The sequence below is a fragment of the Streptomyces sp. NPDC048288 genome (assembly GCF_043201555.1).
Taxonomy (GTDB): Bacteria; Actinomycetota; Actinomycetes; order Streptomycetales; family Streptomycetaceae; genus Streptomyces.
Genome location: NZ_JBICZD010000003.1, coordinates 122698 through 134939, shown reverse-complemented (window position 1 = coordinate 134939; position 12242 = coordinate 122698). Strand labels below are relative to the sequence as shown.

The following is a 12242-nucleotide window of genomic DNA, read 5'->3' as shown; positions in this document are numbered from 1 at the left end:
CAGGTCGCGACGAGGGGTAGTCGCGATCTATCGCGTTTCGGTACGCTGCTGCCGTGGACCTTCAGAAGCAGACCCTTCAGGAGCGTGCCGGTCAGGAGCGTGCCGGAGCGCCGGTGGCCGAGCTGCGCGCCTCGGACGCCGACCGTGACCGCATCGCCGACATCCTCCGCGAGGCCCTCGCCGAGGGGCGCCTGACCGCCGACGAGCACGCCGAGCGCGTGGAGGGGGTGCTGGGCGCCAAGACGGTGGGCGAGCTGGAGGTCTTCATACGGGACCTGCCCGCGGCCCACGCCCGCCCGGCCGCCCCGCCCTACACGCCGGTACCGCCCCGACCGGAGCCCGGCGCGCTCCCGGCCGAGGCGGACGCCAACGTGGTGGCCGTCTTCAGCAGCGCCGTCCGCCGGGGCCGCTGGCGCGCAGGCCGCCGCCTGCACGCGTACTCGGTCTTCGGCTCGGTCGAGATCGACCTCAGCGAGGCGATCTTCGAGTACCAGCAGGTCTACATCAAGGCGATCTCGGTCTTCGGTGACATCCAGATCCGCGTCCCGGAGAACGTGTCGCTGCGCGGCACCGGCGGCGGGGTGCTCGGCAACTTCGAGGCGGACACCCTGGACTCGATCGACCCCGATGCCCCGGTCGTCTACATCGACGGCTGGGCCGTCCTCGGCAACGTGGAGGCGCGGCCGAGGCGCGGAAAGCTCATCGAGGACATCCTGGAGCGGGTGCACGACAAGGTCGACAGGAAGTTGCGCAAACACCTGGACCGTTGACGGTCGCGAATCTCTCCACGGCGAGCGGCGCCCGGGGGTGTGAACAGGCCGCCGCACCACGGCCGTTGGGGACGCTGTGCATAGGCCCGCGCACAGCGGGTAGGCCTTGCTGCATCGTCTCTCGCTCGCGAAGCCGTCGTCAGGAGTAGACCGTGCTGCAACCGCCGCATTCGTCCCTGCAGGTCGCTGCCGTCCCGGCCCAGCGGGTGCCGGTGCGGGACAGGGACCAAGACGCCCCCTGGCACACCGAGGCGGTGTGCCGGCGCGACGAGGCTGGCCTGTTCTTCGCACCCTCCAAGGAGCCCACCGCCGCCCGGCTGTCCCGGGAGGAGGCGGCCAAGCGGGTCTGCGCCCGCTGCCCGGTGATGGTCGAGTGCCGCGAACACGCGCTGCTCCAGCCCGAGCCCTACGGCGTCTGGGGCGGCCTCACCGCCGCCGAACGCCGCGTCGTCCTCGCCCGCCGCAGGCGCCGCGACATGGAACTGAAGAAGGCGGCCCGAGCGACGACGGCGAACCGCATACCCCAAGCAGGCTGACAAAAGGCGCCCTCTCCGCACAGAGGGCGCCTTTTGGACTCCGCAGGGGGCCGGCGCCCCTTCTCTTGGGGGCGCGGGGCTGTGCTGATGTGCGGCTGCCGCCGCGTGGGCGCGACCAGCGGCACCTCGCAGCACCCTCAGGCGCAACCTCCTAGGGGCGCGGGGAACTGCGCGACCAGCCACGGTGCACCCGCAGCCGCCGACGCAGCCGCACCCCCTCCCCGGAACGCGCCGCAGCCCTACTTCGCCTTGTCGAAATCGATCGTGCTGTACGCCCGCAGCTTGCGCAGCCGATGCTCGGAGTCGATCCGCCGCACCGTCCCCGACTTCGACCGCATCACGATCGACTCGGTGAGCGCCGTCTCCGACCGGTACCGCACACCGCGCAGCAGCTCCCCGTCGGTGATCCCGGTCGCGACGAAGAACACGTTCTCCCCGGTCACCAGGTCCTCCGTGGTCAGCACCCGGTCCAGATCGTGCCCGGCGTCGATCGCCCGCTGCCGCTCCGCGTCGTCCTTGGGCCACAGCTTGCCCTGGATGGTTCCGCCCAGGCACTTCACCGCGCACGCCGAGATGATGCCCTCGGGCGTGCCGCCGATGCCGAGCAGCATGTCGACGCCGGTGCCCTCGCGCAGCGCGTAGATCGAGCCGGCGACGTCACCGTCGGAGATCAGCTTGATGCGGGCCCCGGCCTCCCGGATCTCCTTGATGATCCCTTCGTGCCGCGGCCGGTCCAGGACGACCACGGTCACGCCCTCCGGCGAGGACCGCTTCGCCTTGGCGACCCGGCGGATGTTGACGGAGATGGGCGCGTTGATGTCGACGAAGTCCGCCGCCTCCGGGCCCGTGACCAGCTTGTCCATGTAGAACACGGCGGACGGGTCGAACATGGCCCCGCGCTCGGTCGCGGCCAGCACGGAGATCGCGTTGGGCATGCCCTTCGCGGTCAGCGTCGTCCCGTCGATCGGGTCGACGGCGATGTCGACCTCGGGACCGGTTCCGTCACCGACGTGCTCCCCGTTGAAGAGCATCGGCGCTTCGTCCTTCTCGCCCTCGCCGATGACGACCACGCCGTTCATCGACACGGTGGAGACGAGGGTCCGCATGGCGCGCACGGCGGCACCGTCGGCGCCGTTCTTGTCGCCGCGGCCCACCCAGCGACCCGCCGCCATCGCGGCGGCCTCGGTCACCCGGACGAGCTCCAGGGCGAGGTTGCGGTCGGGGGCCTCGGAGGGGACATCGAGTTCGGACGGCAGGTGATGATGATTCTCGGTCATCGGAGCGCACCTTTCTGATACGACGACGGCCGGATGAGGGTTTTCCCGTCGACTCTATCGTCAGGCTGACAAAATGAGCAGGGGACCCCACGGATGAGCGCAGGGGGCACCTGCGACGATAGGGGGCGTGGCAGGCACGAACGGCAAGCAGAAGACGGTCCGGGACATGATTCTCTCCCTGGCCCTGATCGGTCTCGCGGCGGGCTTCATCTACCTGCTCGTCCCGCACGACGATCACGCTCCCGACATCCAGCGCGTCGACTACCGGGTCGAGCTGCTGACGGCACGGCGCGCGGCGAGCTATCCGGTGGCCGCGCCGGAGGGCCTGTCCGCCGGCTGGAAGGCGACCTCGGTCCGTTTCCAGGGCGAGGACGGCGACCGCTGGCACCTCGGCTACCAGACCCCCGACGGTCAGTACGTCCAGATCGAGCAGTCCACTCAGAAGCCCGCGGACTTCATCACCGACGCCAGCCAGGGCGCGTCGGCCACGAAGAGGACCGAGAAGATCGGCGACCGCACCTGGACGCACTACACCGGCGGCCGCTACGACGCCCTGGTGCTGGACGGCACCCACGGTTCCACCACGGTGGTGGCCGGCACCGCCTCCTTCACCCAGCTGACGAAGATGGCCGCGGCGCTGAAGATGTCCTGACGCCCCTGACCTGACGCGAGAGGCCCCCGGCGCCGTTGCCGGGGGCCTCTCGCGTCAGGTGCGGCGCGACTCAGACGGTCGTGATCACGTCGTCGTAGGACAGCCGCGGGGAGCGCGGGAACCAGGCGTCCGGGCCCGGCTTGCCGATGTTGACGACCATCAGCGGGGTGTGGTCGTCGTCCAGGAACTCCTTCTGGACGCCCGCGAGGTCGAGACCGGTCATCGGGCCGGCGGCGAGACCGGCGGCGCGGACGCCGATGATGAAGTACGCGGCCTGCAGGGTGGCGTTCAGGGCGGCGCTGCCCTCACGCGCCGAGCGCTCGCCGAAGAAGAGGTCCTTGGCCTGCGGGAAGTGCGGGAAGAGCGCCGGCAGCTCCTCGTGGAACTCGTTGTCCGCGGAGAGGATCGCGACCAGCGGGGCGGTGGCGGTCTTCTTCTGGTTGCCCTCGGCCATGTGCTGCACCAGGCGCTCGCGGGCCTCGGGGGAGCGGACCAGGGTGACGCGCAGCGGCGACTGGTTCATGGAGGTCGGGCCGAACTTGACCAGGTCGTAGATCGCCTGCACCTGCTCGTCGGTCACCGGCTCGTCGGTGAAGGTGTTCGCGGTGCGGGCCTCGCGGAACAGCAGGTCCTGGGCGGTGGGGTCAAGAACGAGAGACATTGCGGAACTTCCTCGGGGGTGACGTCCGATCCGTACCGGACCGTGGTCCGGATAGGCTGACGGCATCACCGTACGCGAGGAAGGTTCAAGCTTCAACAAAAAGCGGGGCGTGGTGATCCGCTTCACATTCGCCCGCCCATTCACTCTCCCTCTTCGGTCTCTTCCTCCTCCGCTTCCTCCTCGGCCAGCGCCGCGTCCAGCCGGGCCCGCGCACCCTCCAGCCAGCGCCGGCACACCTTCGCCAGTTCCTCGCCCCGCTCCCACAGCGCGAGGGACTCCTCCAGGCTCGTCCCGCCGGCCTCCAGCCGCCGTACGGTCTCGATCAGCTCGTCCCGCGCCTGCTCGTAGGAGAGACCGGCCTCTTCCGTCCTGCTGCTCATCAACACACCTTTCTCGTCTGCTCGCGCGGTGTCAGCCGTCGACCCGCACCGTGAACTCACCCTCGGCGACCCGCGCCCGCAGGGCCTCGCCCGGCGCGGCGTCCGCCGGGTCCCGCACCACCTGGCCGTCGTCCTTCTGCAGCACGGCGTACCCGCGCTGCAGCGTGGCCGCGGGGGAGAGGGCCACCACGCGCGCGTGCGTGTGCGTCAGCTCGGAGTCGGCGCGGTCGAGCAGATGCCCGACGGTGCGCCGCGAACGGTCGACCAGCGAGGCGATGTGATCGGCCCGCTCGTCGACCATCCGGTGCGGGTCCTCCATGGCCGGACGCGCGAGTGCGTGCGCCAGCCCCCGCTCCTCCCGCGCCACGAGCCCTTCGGCACACCGCCGGGCCCGGTCCCGCAGCATCCGCACCCGCTCCAGCTCCTCCCCGACGTCCGGGACGACCTTCTTGGCGGCGTCGGTGGGGGTGGAGGCGCGCAGGTCGGCGACGTAGTCGAGCAGCGGGTTGTCCGGCTCGTGCCCGATGGCGGACACCACGGGCGTACGGCACTCGGCGACCGTCCGCACCAGTTGCTCGTCCGAGAACGGCAGCAGATCCTCCACGCTGCCGCCCCCGCGCGCGACGATGATCACATCCACCTCCTCCATCGCGTCGAGCTCCTTCACGGCCTGCACGACCTGCGGCACCGCGTGCACGCCCTGCACCGGCACGTTCCGCACCTCGAACCGCACCGCCGGCCACCGGTGCCGGGCGTTCTCCAGCACGTCCCGCTCGGCGGCCGAGGCCCGCCCGCACACCAGCCCGATCAGCTGCGGCAGGAACGGCAACGGCTTCTTCCGCCCGGCGGCGAACAGCCCCTCCGCGGCAAGGGTCTTCTTGAGCTGCTCCAGCCGCGCCAGCAGCTCCCCGACCCCCACGGGCCGTATCTCCACCGCCCGCAACGACAGCTGCCCGCGCGGCGCATACCACTCCGGCTTCGCGTGGACGACGACCCGGGCGCCCTCCCCGACCACATCGGCCACGGTGTCGAACACCTGCCGGAAACAGGTGACGCCGATCGAGATGTCGTACGACGGATCCCGCAGGGTCAGGAACACCACCCCGGCCCCCGGCCGCCGCGACAGCTGGGTGATCTGCCCCTCGACCCAGACGGCCCCGAGCCGGTCGATCCACCCGCCGATCAGCCGGGAGATCTCACCGACGGGGACAGGGGTCTCGGCGGACGTGTTCAAAGCCATGCGGCGAGCGTAACGGCGCCGACTGACAGCGCCCGCTCTCCCACCCAGGCCAGCCGCCCGCACCCGGGTCAGCCGTCCGCATCCACGGCAGCCGCCCGCACCCAGGTCAGCTGCCCCGCAACCCCTGCTGCGCCACCAGCACCAACAGCCCCACCGCCAACCACACTGCCCCCACCACCTGCGCCGCCCCGGACGCCGCCGCGATCACCGCGACCGTGATCGCCGCCCCGGCCACCGGCATCGCCACATGCCGCCACCAGCTCACCGGCCCGCCGCCCTCCCGCCGTACCGCGAACCAGCTCACCACGCTCGCGTGCAGCAACGTGAACGCCGCCAGCGCCCCGATGTCGACCACCGACACCAGCCGGTCCATCCCGTCGCCCCGGCGTGCCGCCCACACCGCCGCCACCAGCGTGATCACCGCCGCGCACCCCACCGCCACCCGCGGCACCCCGCCGTCCGTCCTGGCCAGCACCCGCGGCAGCCGCCGTTCCCGGCCCATCGCGAACAGCAGCCGCCCGGCCGCCGCCTGCCCGGCCAGCGCAGCGAACGCCGCCCCGATCGCCTTGCTGACGGCGACCAGATCGTGCAGCCAGGTCCCGACGGAGACGTCGACCGCGTCGTAGAAGGCGGCCCCCTGGGCGGCCGGATCCGCCGCCAGCCGCGCGGACGTCGTCGGCTCCAGCAGCGCCACCAGGTACGACTGCGCCACGAACAGCACGCCGGCCAGCGCCAGACAGAACAGCAGCGCCCGCGCGACCTTCTCCGAACCGCCGGTGACCTCCTCGGCGAAGGTGGCGATCGCGTCGAAGCCGAGATACGACAGGACGGCCACCGACACCGCGCCGAGCACCGCCGACAGCGCGAACGCGCCCTGCGTGCCGTCCCCCGTGAACGGCGACCACAGCCCCCGCTGCGCGCCGTCCCGCGCGAGGACCACGACCGCCGACACCATGAACACCAGCAGCACCGTGATCTCCATGGCCAGCACCAGGAAGCCGACGCGGGCGGCCGCCCGGACACCCCACAGGTTCAGCAAGGTCGTCACGGCCACCGCGAGCGCCGTCCACACCCACCGCGAGACCTCCGGCACCAGCGCGTTCATCGCGATGCCCGAGAAGAGATAGGCCACGGCGGGGATCAGCAGGTAGTCCAGCATCGCCATCCATCCGGCGACGAACCCCGCCTCCTTCCCGAGCGCCACGCGCGCGTAGGCGAACACGGACCCCGCCAGCGGCACCACCCGCACCATCTGCGCGTAGCTGAACGCGGTGAACGCCATCGCCACCGTGGCGACGACGTAGACCAGGGCCACCGCGCCGTGCGACTTCGCGTCCAGCGTGCCGAAGATGCCGACCGGCGCCATCGGGGCGATGAACAGCAGCCCGTAGACCACCAGGTCCCGGAAGCCGAGACTGCGCCGCAACCGGCCGCGTCCACCGGCTTCGGGCGGCGGCGGGGTCGCCGTACCGGTCCCGGACATCTGTGCCTCCCGCGGCCGTATGTCTCCCGCTCGTCCGCTCTTCCGTCAGTCTCCCCGGGATCGTCACCCGGACGCGATCTTCGCCCCCCCGAACGCGGCCTTACGATGGGTGCCATGACTGCTTCGCCTGGCCGCCGTGTCCTGCTCGCCGCCCCCCGTGGCTACTGCGCGGGTGTGGACCGCGCCGTGATCGCCGTCGAGAAGGCCCTGGAGCAGTACGGGGCCCCGATCTATGTCCGGCACGAGATCGTGCACAACAAGTACGTCGTGCAGACCCTGGAGAAGAAGGGCGCGATCTTCGTCGAGCGGACCGAGGAGGTCCCGCCGGGGAACATCGTGATGTTCTCCGCGCACGGCGTCGCCCCCGTCGTCCACGAGGAGGCCGAACGCGGCCGCCTCGCCACCATCGACGCCACCTGCCCGCTGGTCACCAAGGTCCACAAGGAAGCCGTCCGCTTCGCGAACGAGGACTACGACATCCTCCTGATCGGGCACGAGGGCCACGAGGAGGTCATCGGCACCTCCGGCGAGGCCCCCGACCACATCCAGCTGGTCGACGGCCCGGCGGACGTCGCCAAGGTCGAGGTCCGCGACGAGTCCAAGGTCGTCTGGCTCTCCCAGACCACGTTGAGCGTGGACGAGACGATGGAGACCGTCGACGCCCTCAAGGAGAAGTTCCCGCAGCTCATCTCCCCGCCCAGCGACGACATCTGCTACGCCACGCAGAACCGTCAGCTCGCCGTGAAGCAGATGGGCGCCGAGGCCGAGCTGGTCATCGTGGTCGGCTCCCGCAACTCCTCCAACTCCAAGAGGCTCGTCGAGGTCGCCAAGCTGGCCGGCTCCCGCGACGCGTACCTGGTCGACTTCGCCAGCGAGATCGACGAGGCCTGGCTGGAGGGTGTCACCACGGTCGGTGTCACCTCCGGTGCCTCCGTCCCGGAGGTCCTGGTCGAGGAGGTCCTGGAGTGGCTCGCCGAGCGCGGCTACGGGGACGTCGAGATCGTCAAGGCCGCCGAGGAGTCCATCACCTTCTCGCTGCCCAAGGAACTCCGCCGTGACCTGCGCGAAGAGGCGGCCACGCTGGTCGCCGAGCGCGGCGGCAGCGGCGCCGGGGCGTGAGGGCCGGTCGTACGACGGTGTGACCGCGGGTCGTACGACTGTGTGATCGCGGGCCGTCCGGCGTCGTGACTGTCAGTCGTACGACGTAACGTGGAGCCATGCAGATCTTCGGTGTGGACATCGGTGGTTCCGGGATCAAGGGCGCTCCCGTGGACCTGGACAAGGGCGACCTGGCCCAGGAGCGGTGCAAGGTGCTCACCCCGCATCCGGCGACGCCCGACGGCGTCGCCGACGGGGTCAAGCAGGTCGTCGACCACTTCGGGTGGAGCGGCCCGGTCGGACTCACCTTCCCGGGGGTGATCAGCGACGGCACGCACATCCGTACGGCGGCGAACGTCGACAAGAGCTGGATCGACACCGACGCGCGCACGCTGTTCAGCGAGCGGCTCGGCGGCCTCCCGGTGACCGTGGTCAACGACGCGGACGCGGCCGGCGTGGCCGAGGTGGAGTTCGGCGCCGGCCGGGGCCGCAAGGGTGTCGTCCTCCTGCTCACCTTCGGCACCGGCATCGGCAGCGCCCTGTTCGTCGACGGCGAGCTGGTCCCCAACACCGAACTGGGCCACCTGGAGCTGGACGGCCACGACGCGGAGAAGAAGGCCTCCAGCAAGGCCAAGGAGGACGAGGAGCTGAGCTGGGAGCACTGGGCCCACCGGGTCAACAAGTACCTGGCCCACGTCGAGATGCTGTTCACCCCGAACCTGTTCATCATCGGCGGCGGGGTGAGCCGCAAGGCCGACAAGTTCCTGCCGTACATCAAGGGCATCAAGGCCGAGATCGTGCCGGCGCAGCTGCAGAACAACGCGGGGATCGTGGGCGCGGCGATGCGCGCGGCGCACCACGCCTCCTAGCGCGCCCGGCCCGTCCCTCTGCCGCCCGGCCCTCCGGCCTCCGGACCGCCGGCTCAGGCCCTGAGCCGGCGTCGGCGTCGGATCAGCCGGATCCGACGGACGATGACGATCACCCCGGCGATCAGCGTTCCGCCGTAGAGCCAGCCGGCCTGTGTGGACAGGGCCGTCACCAGGCCCATCAGGCCGCCGAGGAAGCCTCCGCCGCCGTCGGAGACGGTGAGCAGGCCGGCGGCGAAGGCGATCGGGACGACGACGGGGGCGGTCAGCAGATCGCCCCCGCGCACCCACAGCGCGGTCAGCGCGCACACCGGCAGGAACAGCACGCCGTACACCGTCAGGGACGCGCCGAACAGCAGGTCGTCCAGGAAGCCGAGCAGGAACATCGCGGCCAGGCAGAACAGGCCGCAGCCGAGCCCGGTGAGCCGCGGGTTCGGCAGCCTCTTCGGAGCGTCCACCGGCGCCGTGCGGGACCTTCCCCCGGCGGGCCGGCGCTCGGCCGTCGCGGGCCGCCGTCTCGCCTGGGGTGGCAGCGGCGCCCGGGGGGCGCCACGGCGTGGGCCGTGCTGTCGGGGTCGGGTCCTGTGATGCTCCACCGGACCAACTTAGGTCGGTTAATGTGCCCAATCGCGACCCGGACACGCCGAAACCAAGCCGAAGAGCAGAGCCTGTCCAGGTGTTCGACGCGACCGCCGGCCCGGGGCCCCGAACCCCGTAAACTGGTGGATCGGCCGGCCCGCCGGCACTGGCAGCCCCCCGGCTCACTCACCCACTCACTACGGGAAGTCGCAACGTGTCGCTCACGATCGGAATCGTCGGCCTGCCCAACGTCGGCAAGTCGACCCTGTTCAACGCCCTGACCAAGAACGACGTGCTGGCGGCCAACTACCCGTTCGCCACGATCGAGCCCAACGTCGGTGTGGTCGGCGTCCCCGACGCCCGTCTGACCAAGCTGGCCGAGATCTTCGCCTCGCAGCGGATCCTCCCGGCCACGGTCGACTTCGTCGACATCGCGGGCATCGTCCGCGGCGCCTCCGAGGGTGAGGGCCTGGGCAACAAGTTCCTCGCGAACATCCGTGAGTCCGACGCGATCTGCCAGGTCATCCGTGCCTTCAAGGACGAGAACGTCGTGCACGTCGACGGCAAGGTCTCGCCGAAGGACGACATCGAGACGATCAACACCGAGCTGATCCTCGCCGACCTGCAGACCATCGAGAAGGTCCTGCCGCGCCTCCAGAAGGAGTCGCGCATCAAGAAGGACGTGGCGCCCAAGGTCAAGGCCGTCGAGGAGGCCAAGGAGATCCTGGAGAAGGGCGACACCCTGTTCTCCCAGGGCATCCTCCAGGGCTCGGAGCGCGCCGAGCTCCTCCACGACCTGCACCTGCTCACCACCAAGCCCTTCCTCTACGTCTTCAACGTCGACGAGGACGAGCTGACCGACGACACCTTCAAGGCCGAGCAGCGCGCCCTGGTCGCCCCCGCCGAGGCGATCTTCCTCAACGCCAAGCTGGAGCAGGACCTCGCCGAGCTCGACGAGGCGGACGCCCTCGAACTCCTGGAGTCCGTCGGCGCCGAGGAGCCCGGCCTCGCCACCCTCGCCCGCGTCGGCTTCGACACCCTCGGCCTGCAGACCTACCTCACGGCCGGCCCCAAGGAATCCCGCGCCTGGACCATCAAGAAGGGCGCCACCGCCCCCGAGGCCGCCGGCGTCATCCACACCGACTTCCAGAAGGGCTTCATCAAGGCCGAGGTCATCTCCTTCACCGACCTCGTCGAAACCGGCTCCGTCACCGAGGCCCGCGCCAAGGGCAAGGCCCGCATGGAGGGCAAGGACTACGTCATGCAGGACGGGGACGTGGTGGAGTTCCGCTTCAACGTGTGATCGCTGAATTACTTTACGTTGATGCGATCGATTTGACGTGCGGATTCGGGGTCGGGCCCTCGTGTGGGCTCGACCCCTTCGGTGATCAAGTGTGCACTTGATGCCGGAACCGTCGACAGAGCCTGACGCATTGACGTAATATTTACGTCACTCTATGGTGGGACCATGCTCTTCCCCACGCCTGCTCTCAACGCCGAGGACCAGCGTGTTCTCGGTGAGGTCGAAGACCTTCGCCGGTCGTTGCGCCTGCAGGTTCGGTCGACTCCGGCGAAGTGGACCGAAGGGCTGCGTAAGTTCTTGACCGCGGATGCGGTGGCTGCATCCAACTCGATCGAGGGTTTCAAAGTGTCCACGGTCGACGTCGAGGACCTTCTGGAAGGCGAGCGGGATGTCGATGTCTCCGAGGAGGATCGGGAGGAGACGCTCGCCTATCAGCGGATGATGACCTACATCCAGACACTGCACGATGTCGCGGACTTCCGTTATGGCAAGGAACTCCTCAACGCGCTCCACTGGATGTTGCAGGGGCACCGGCACACCTCGCGGAAGCCGGCGGGGCAGTGGCGGCGCGGAGCGGTGTATGTGACGGACGCCCGAGACCCCAGCATCGCGGCATACACGGCGCCGGACGCGGCTGATGTGCCGGCGCTGACGGGCGAACTGGTCGAGTGGCTGAATGCGGACGACGGCACGCACCCGCTCGTACGGGCTGCCATGGCGCATCTGCACCTCGTTTCCATCCATCCGTGGGCGGACGGAAACGGCCGCATGTCCCGTTCCCTGCAAACCCTCATGATCGCGCGAGAGGGAGAGCTGGCCCCCGAGTTCTCCTCGATCGAGGCTTGGCTGGGGCGCCCCGGAAACACCTGGGAGTACTACCGAGAGTTGCAGCGCCGGGGGGCCACCTACCGCCCGGACCAGGACGTCTCCGACTGGGTCCGTTTCAACCTCACTGCATATCACCAGCAGGCGCAGACCGTACACAGCCGCCTGGATCGCTCGAGTCGGGTGTGGCTTCTGCTCGGTGAGTTCGCGGAGGTCCGGGGGCTGGAGGACAGGGTGGTGTCCGCTCTGCATGATGTGGCGATGTCCGGGAGGGTGCGTCGTACACGCTACGAACGAGCAGAGGATCTGAGCCTGCAGCGGGCCCAACGCGACCTGCGGGACCTGGTTGCGGCTGGCGTTCTGACACCGGTCGGCCGTACTCGTGCCCGCTTCTACACCGCCGGCCCTGCCTTTCCGGAGTCAGCTTTGGAAGCGGCTCGGACACCACTGTCGCTGGCCGATCCGTACACCCGCTGACGGCTTCCTGCGGCCTGACGAACCAATGGCGGTGCATGGAGTGGGATGCCTGTACTCAGCGCATGTGTCCCATGGAGCCGTAGCCCATCGGGGTC

13 protein-coding genes are annotated in these 12242 nt (G+C 70.0%); 7 read left to right on the top strand and 6 right to left on the bottom strand.

The annotated features are described in order from the left end of the window. Positions 1 to 53: 53 nt before the first annotated feature. Both ACGFZS_RS11860 and ACGFZS_RS11855 read left to right on the top strand, forming a co-directional pair. Positions 54 to 770, top strand: coding sequence for a DUF1707 domain-containing protein (locus tag ACGFZS_RS11860; protein WP_393794965.1), 717 nt, complete (start codon positions 54 to 56; stop codon positions 768 to 770). Positions 771 to 922: 152 nt separating this feature from the next. Next, complete coding sequence (locus ACGFZS_RS11855) at positions 923 to 1306, top strand: WhiB family transcriptional regulator (RefSeq protein ID WP_359222892.1); 384 nt, start codon at positions 923 to 925, stop codon at positions 1304 to 1306. A gap of 239 nt (positions 1307 to 1545) precedes the next feature. Here ACGFZS_RS11855 and glpX read toward each other — a convergent pair whose 3' ends face one another. Continuing rightward, positions 1546 to 2583 carry a class II fructose-bisphosphatase gene (gene glpX / locus ACGFZS_RS11850; protein WP_355718223.1) on the bottom strand — a complete coding sequence of 346 codons (1038 nt, stop codon included), beginning with the start codon at positions 2581 to 2583 and terminating at the stop codon, positions 1546 to 1548. Positions 2584 to 2710: 127 nt separating this feature from the next. Here glpX and ACGFZS_RS11845 point away from each other — a divergent pair, with 127 nt between their 5' ends. Further along, positions 2711 to 3235 carry a DUF4245 domain-containing protein gene (locus ACGFZS_RS11845; protein WP_393794964.1) on the top strand — a complete coding sequence of 175 codons (525 nt, stop codon included), beginning with the start codon at positions 2711 to 2713 and terminating at the stop codon, positions 3233 to 3235. Between the two features lie 70 nt (positions 3236 to 3305). Here the strand turns inward: ACGFZS_RS11845 and ACGFZS_RS11840 are convergent, their stop codons facing one another. From ACGFZS_RS11840 to ACGFZS_RS11825, 4 genes are all read right to left on the bottom strand, one after another. Further along, positions 3306 to 3896 (bottom strand): malonic semialdehyde reductase, encoded by a 591-nt coding sequence (locus ACGFZS_RS11840; protein ID WP_359222889.1) that lies wholly within the window; start codon positions 3894 to 3896, stop codon positions 3306 to 3308. A 140-nt stretch (positions 3897 to 4036) separates the two neighbouring features. Next, on the bottom strand, positions 4037 to 4276 hold the full coding sequence (locus ACGFZS_RS11835; protein WP_393794963.1) for an exodeoxyribonuclease VII small subunit: 240 nt from the start codon (positions 4274 to 4276) through the stop codon (positions 4037 to 4039). Positions 4277 to 4307: 31 nt separating this feature from the next. Continuing rightward, a complete protein-coding gene (xseA, locus tag ACGFZS_RS11830) occupies positions 4308 to 5516 on the bottom strand; it encodes an exodeoxyribonuclease VII large subunit (protein WP_393794962.1) in 1209 nt (402 codons plus the stop codon). Positions 5517 to 5622: 106 nt separating this feature from the next. After that, the gene (locus ACGFZS_RS11825) at positions 5623 to 6999 is read right to left on the bottom strand and encodes an APC family permease (RefSeq protein ID WP_393794961.1); all 1377 of its coding nucleotides are present in this window, start codon (positions 6997 to 6999) and stop codon (positions 5623 to 5625) included. A gap of 105 nt (positions 7000 to 7104) precedes the next feature. Between ACGFZS_RS11825 and ACGFZS_RS11820 the strand changes: the two genes are divergently transcribed. Both ACGFZS_RS11820 and ppgK read left to right on the top strand, forming a co-directional pair. Further along, entirely contained in the window at positions 7105 to 8118 is a 1014-nt protein-coding gene (locus ACGFZS_RS11820; RefSeq protein ID WP_393662769.1) for a 4-hydroxy-3-methylbut-2-enyl diphosphate reductase, read from the top strand. Positions 8119 to 8216: 98 nt separating this feature from the next. Next, the gene (gene ppgK / locus ACGFZS_RS11815; protein WP_359222883.1) at positions 8217 to 8966 is read left to right on the top strand and encodes a polyphosphate--glucose phosphotransferase; all 750 of its coding nucleotides are present in this window, start codon (positions 8217 to 8219) and stop codon (positions 8964 to 8966) included. A gap of 53 nt (positions 8967 to 9019) precedes the next feature. Here the strand turns inward: ppgK and ACGFZS_RS11810 are convergent, their stop codons facing one another. Next, a complete protein-coding gene (locus ACGFZS_RS11810) occupies positions 9020 to 9559 on the bottom strand; it encodes a DUF6542 domain-containing protein (RefSeq protein ID WP_393541887.1) in 540 nt (179 codons plus the stop codon). 197 nt (positions 9560 to 9756) lie between these two features. Here ACGFZS_RS11810 and ychF point away from each other — a divergent pair, with 197 nt between their 5' ends. Both ychF and ACGFZS_RS11800 read left to right on the top strand, forming a co-directional pair. Beyond that, positions 9757 to 10845: a redox-regulated ATPase YchF gene (gene ychF, locus ACGFZS_RS11805; protein WP_393794960.1), complete on the top strand. Its 1089-nt coding sequence runs from the start codon at positions 9757 to 9759 to the stop codon at positions 10843 to 10845. 165 nt (positions 10846 to 11010) lie between these two features. Then, positions 11011 to 12147, top strand: a complete 1137-nt coding sequence (locus ACGFZS_RS11800; protein ID WP_393794959.1) for a Fic family protein — start codon at positions 11011 to 11013, stop codon at positions 12145 to 12147. Positions 12148 to 12242 lie beyond the last annotated feature (95 nt).